Here is a 4,758-nt window from a genome sequence, read left to right as displayed (position 1 = left end):
GACGCAAACGATACAGGACCCCGAGGCGCCCACACTTGCGGGGCCAACCGGAGTCCTTCGCTTGTCGCGGGCGCATCATCGATGCGTCCGCGGTCGTCATATTCTCTGCGGAAAGCGCGTCTAGCCCGTCACGCGACGGGCTACAGCCGGCTTCCGGAAAAAGCGCGCGGACTATACGGAGGCACCCCCGCCACGTCAAGCCGCATCCAAAACCCCTGCGCAGAGGTCAAAAGACACCGGATTCCGGCAGTTCGATCGACCCTAGCTAGTCGGGGTTGCGGACCCAGAACACGCCGCTGATTCCCTCGGCGCCGACCGCCAGCCCGAGGGTCCCCATCATCTCCTCCCCGAGCAGGACGACATAGCCCGGACGGCCGCTGATCCAGCGCGGCAGATAGGTGAAGGGCCGGGTCTGCTTGCCCCAGACACCGAGGAAGAAGCGCGCCACCTTGTCGGCCCCCTGGATCACGTTGATCGAGGCCCGCGCCTTGCCGCCACCGTCGCTGTACAGCTGGGCGTCGCGGGTCAGCAGCGCCGTCAGCCGCGCCAGGTCGCCGGAGCGCAGGGCGTCGCGGAAGGCTTCCAGCATCGCCCCGTGCTGCGGCGGGGGCGCCGGTTCGGCCGCGAGGCCGCCGCCCTCCCGCTGGCGCCGGGCCCGGCTGACCAGCGGCCGGGTGGCCGGGCCGCTGCGGTCGAGCGCGGCGGCCACGGCAGCGTGCTCCAGGCCGAAGACGTGCTGCAGCAGGTAGGCCGCCCGCTCTACCGGCGTCAGCCGCTCCAGCAGCAGCAGGAAGGCGGTGGTCAGCGTCTCGGCACGCTCCATCTCCTCATCCGCGGCGGGGGCGGTCTCGGTCACCAGTGGCTCCGGCAGCCAGGGACCGACATAGGTCTCGCGGCGATGGCGGGCCGAGCGCAGCTGGTCGATGCACAGCCGGCTGCAGGCCGTAACCAACCAGGCGCGGCTGTTGTCGATCCGGCCGCGATCGGCCGCCTGCCAGCGCAGCCAGGTCTCCTGCACCGCATCCTCGGCATCGGCACGCGAGCCGAGCATGCGGTAGGCCAGCCCCCACAACATGCGGCGGCTGGCCTCGAAATCCCCGGCATCCGGGCGGGCAAGGGCGGCATCGGCATGGTCCATCTGCATCTCGGGGGTGACGGGCACCTTGGACAAGACGGATCAGCCTCTCGAAATGTGACGCGTCAGCGCCGGTTGGCCAGATGATGCGCACGGATGTCGTCCAGCCCGGCGACGATGGCGCGCGCCTCGAACCGGGACCGAGCCCGCGTCGGCCCCTCGACCTGCAGGCGGCGGCGCAGCGCCTCATCACCGATCAGCGTCTCGGCCGCCGCCTCGATCGCCTCCGCCGACACCCTGGGCAAGGTCACCGCCGTGTCGGCCGTGATCTCGCGCAAGCCCCCGGTGCCGGAGCAGATCAGCGCGGCGCCCCAGGCCATCGCCTCCAGCGCGGTGCGGCCGAACGGCTCCTCATAGACTGACGGCACCGAGGCGATGGCGGCACGGCGGACCCAGCCCATCACCTCGTCATGCGGCATGAAGGGCAGGAACTGCGCCCGGTCGCCGGCCTCGGCCAGCGTCGCCTTCACCTGCTCGACGAAGACCGGGTCGCGGCCGCGGCCGATCATCACCGCCCGCCAGTCGGGATGCGCCGCCAGCACCGGCTTCATGGCGCGGGCGAATTCCAGCGGCCCCTTGTCCGGGATCACCCGGCCGACCTGGATGATGATCTTTTCCTTCGCCTCCGGCGGCGGCGCCGGCTCGGCCATGTCGAGGCCGTTGTACACGACGTCGAGCGTGCCCTTGTACCAGGGGGCGTGCTCCTGGAAGTGGCGGCGCAGCGCCTCCGAGACGAAGACGAAGCCGGCGAAGCGGGAGACGGCGGCACGGTAGTGCAGCCGCCACAGCAGCCCTTTGTGGAAGCGGATGAAGTTGTGCCTGACATACAGCAGCGGCACCCGCGGCAGCGCCCGGGCCAGGGCCGAGGCCGTCACCCGGTGGGCATGCACCTCGATCAGCGACGGGTTCAGGGCCGCGATCTGCGGCAGCGCCCGCTTCATCCAGCGGCGGTGCGGCTCGCCGTCCTGCAGTGGGATCGGGTGGAAGCGGATGCCGGGAAAGGGTTCGCCCACATCCTGGCCGACCACGACGATGTCCTGCGCATAGCGGCTGAAGGTCACCGTGTCCCGCGCATAGAGATCGACCGGGCTGGCGCCGACGGCGCCGAATTTCATCTTGCGCGGCAGGACGATGACGATGGGACCCATGGGCGACGACCTCTCCTGCCTCTTCTCGCCTGTTCTTTATGGCGGCCCGCCGCGCCCGATGCCAGCGTTTCGCCGAACCGCCCCCAGGGGCTGCGACCGTGCTGCGAGTTGATCGCAGGGGTGCGCGGGCCTATGTTTGCGGCAGGATTGCGTGGCCGACGGGTCACGTTTCAGGAGACGGTGATGCTTCGCTACGATGTTCTTGAGGCGGCGACGGTGGATCGGACGCCGTTCCCGCATGTGATTTCCGGGGATGTGCTGCCCGAGGCGCGCCGCGCCGAGCTCGAGCGCGACTTCCCCGACATCCCGATCACCGGTTTCGTGCCGCCCGACGAGTATCCGGCCGGCGCTGCGTTCCAGGAGCTGGTGGCCGATGTCACCAGCCGGGAATTCGCCACCATGCTGGGTGCCAAATTCGGCCTCGACCTGGCGTCGAAGCCAACGCTGGTGACCGTGCGCAAATGGTCGGAACTGGCCGCCGGGCGAGCGCACACCGACGGGCCGGACAAGATCGTCACCGCCCTGGTCTACCTGAACCAGGAATGGGCCCCGACCGAGGGCTGCCTGCGCATCCTGCCGGCCCAGGACATCAACACCCCCGGCGCCCGGGAAGTGGCACCGACCTTCGGCAACTTCCTGGCCTTCCAGCGGTCGGACCATTCTTGGCACGGCCACCTGCCGTTCAAGGGCGAGCGCCGGGTGCTGCAGATCGCCTGGTGCGTCAGCGACGAGGCGATCGCCCGCAAGCGCAAGCGCCATGGCCAGTCCAGCTTCCTGAAGAAGCTGTTCTCCTTCGGCAAGAAGCATTGAGCCCCGGCCCCGGCGCCCTCCATCGCGAGGCGCGCCGGGGCTGTCGGCGTACACCCCTTCCTTCAGAGGACGGGCGGAGGTGGCCATGATCCGGTTTGTTCCGCTCTGCGCCGTCCTGTTCACCGGCTGTGCCGGACAATCACTGGCGCCGCCGCCGACCACGCCGGACCCGGCCACGGCCGAAAAGGTCCGGTCGCTGTCGGACGGCAATCCCTGCAGCGACACCATCGCCGGCGCCCTGACCGCCTATCGCATCCCGGCCGCAGAGCTGGCGAGCCTGGACCAACCCGTCGTCTCGCACGACCACCCAGGCGAGCCGCTCGATCACCAAGCCTGGTTCCACCTGGCCAGCCGCGGCAGCGTCATCGTCTATTACGATCCGTCGGATTGCCGGGTGTCGGACATCTATGCCCGTGACGGCGCGGTCTTGCCGGAGATCGGCTGAGGCGGAAATCGGCTGAGGCCTATCCCCTCCCCGCCAGCCGCTCCAGCGCGGGCACCACTGCCGTAACATCCGGCATCGCGGCAATCTCCCGCTGCATCGCCTGCGCCGCCTGCCGATAGGTGGGATCCGCCAGCACCGCCTGTGCCGCCGCGCGGATGTCCGCCGAGGTGCTGCGCAGCGCGTCGAGCACGCGGGCGACGCCGAGCTGTTCGCAGCGGCGGGCGTTGAGCGGCTGGTCGGCCCCCATCGGCAGCAGGACGGACGGCAGGCCATGCACCAGCGCCCCCAGCACGCTGCCGGAACCGGCATGCGACACGATCAGGTCGCAGCGTGGCAGCAGCAGCGATTGCGGCACGTGTCGTTCGACCCGGACATTCGCCGGCTGCGGCCCGAGATCCGCCGGGTCGATGCCGCGGCCCACCGTGACGACGATGCTGAGCGGCAGGTCGCGCAGCCCGGCCAGGATCCGTTCGAACAGGTCGCCCGATTCCTGGTTGAACACGGTGCCGAGGGTGACATAGGCCATCGGCCGGTCGGGCAGATCGGCCAGCCAGGCCGGCGCCGGCCCATCCGCAGCGCCCTCCGGACGGAACAACTGCGCGGTGGCGGGCAACGGCCAGGCCGGATCGCGGAAGCGCTGCGGCACCGGGGACAGCACCAGGTGCCGGCCGACCATCACCATGTCCGGATCGGGATCGAGGCCGTGCTCGGCCCGCAGGGCGTTGAGCGGGCCGGCGACCAGTTCGGGCCGTGCCAGCCCTCCTGCCGCGATCACCACCACCGCGGCATGTGGCAGGCCGAGCCGTTCGGCCGTGACCATGGCGCCGAAATCCATCTCGTCGCAGACCAGCAGGTCCGGGCGCCAGCCGCCGCACAGCGACAGCAGGCCGCCAGCCCGCTGCCGGGCGATCCGGCCGGCGAAGCCGTCACGCACCGCCCGATCCTCGCGGTCGGCATCGAGATCGAGCAGCACCGTCCGGCCGGGCACGTGGCGCAGCGTCGTCCCGGCGATGGCCAGGGCGCTGAAGCCAGCCGCTTCGGCCATCGCCTGCATCGCCGGCTGGCCAGCGAAGGCGACCGCGTGGCCGGCGGCCTGCGCGGCCCGGCCGACCGGGATCAGCGGCACAAAGTGCCCGCTGCCGCCGGCGAAGGTGAACAGGATCCGCACCCCAACCCCCACACAAAGAAAAACCCCCTCCGCCGGAGCGGAGGGGGTTTGA

At 70.6% G+C, this 4,758-nt stretch carries 5 protein-coding genes; 2 read left to right on the top strand and 3 right to left on the bottom strand.

The features are described from left to right. Positions 1 to 265 precede the first annotated feature (265 nt). Complete coding sequence (gene sigJ / locus AC3XYG_RS28235; protein WP_489143205.1) at positions 266 to 1,162, bottom strand: RNA polymerase sigma factor SigJ; 897 nt, start codon at positions 1,160 to 1,162, stop codon at positions 266 to 268. Between the two features lie 38 nt (positions 1,163 to 1,200). Then, positions 1,201 to 2,283 (bottom strand): glycosyltransferase family 4 protein, encoded by a 1,083-nt coding sequence (locus AC3XYG_RS28230; RefSeq protein ID WP_489143204.1) that lies wholly within the window; start codon positions 2,281 to 2,283, stop codon positions 1,201 to 1,203. 183 nt (positions 2,284 to 2,466) lie between these two features. On the opposite strand from AC3XYG_RS28230, the gene AC3XYG_RS28225 reads away from it, so the two are divergent. Both AC3XYG_RS28225 and AC3XYG_RS28220 read left to right on the top strand, forming a co-directional pair. Next, positions 2,467 to 3,093, top strand: coding sequence for a 2OG-Fe(II) oxygenase (locus AC3XYG_RS28225; protein ID WP_489143203.1), 627 nt, complete (start codon positions 2,467 to 2,469; stop codon positions 3,091 to 3,093). Between the two features lie 85 nt (positions 3,094 to 3,178). Next, complete coding sequence (locus AC3XYG_RS28220; protein ID WP_489143202.1) at positions 3,179 to 3,538, top strand: hypothetical protein; 360 nt, start codon at positions 3,179 to 3,181, stop codon at positions 3,536 to 3,538. 19 nt (positions 3,539 to 3,557) lie between these two features. Here AC3XYG_RS28220 and AC3XYG_RS28215 read toward each other — a convergent pair whose 3' ends face one another. Continuing rightward, entirely contained in the window at positions 3,558 to 4,706 is a 1,149-nt protein-coding gene (locus tag AC3XYG_RS28215; RefSeq protein WP_489143201.1) for a glycosyltransferase, read from the bottom strand. Positions 4,707 to 4,758 lie beyond the last annotated feature (52 nt).

This window comes from Inquilinus sp. (assembly GCF_057815775.1).
Note: the sequence above shows the minus strand (reverse complement) of the source record. Positions and strands in the feature narration are given on the sequence as shown.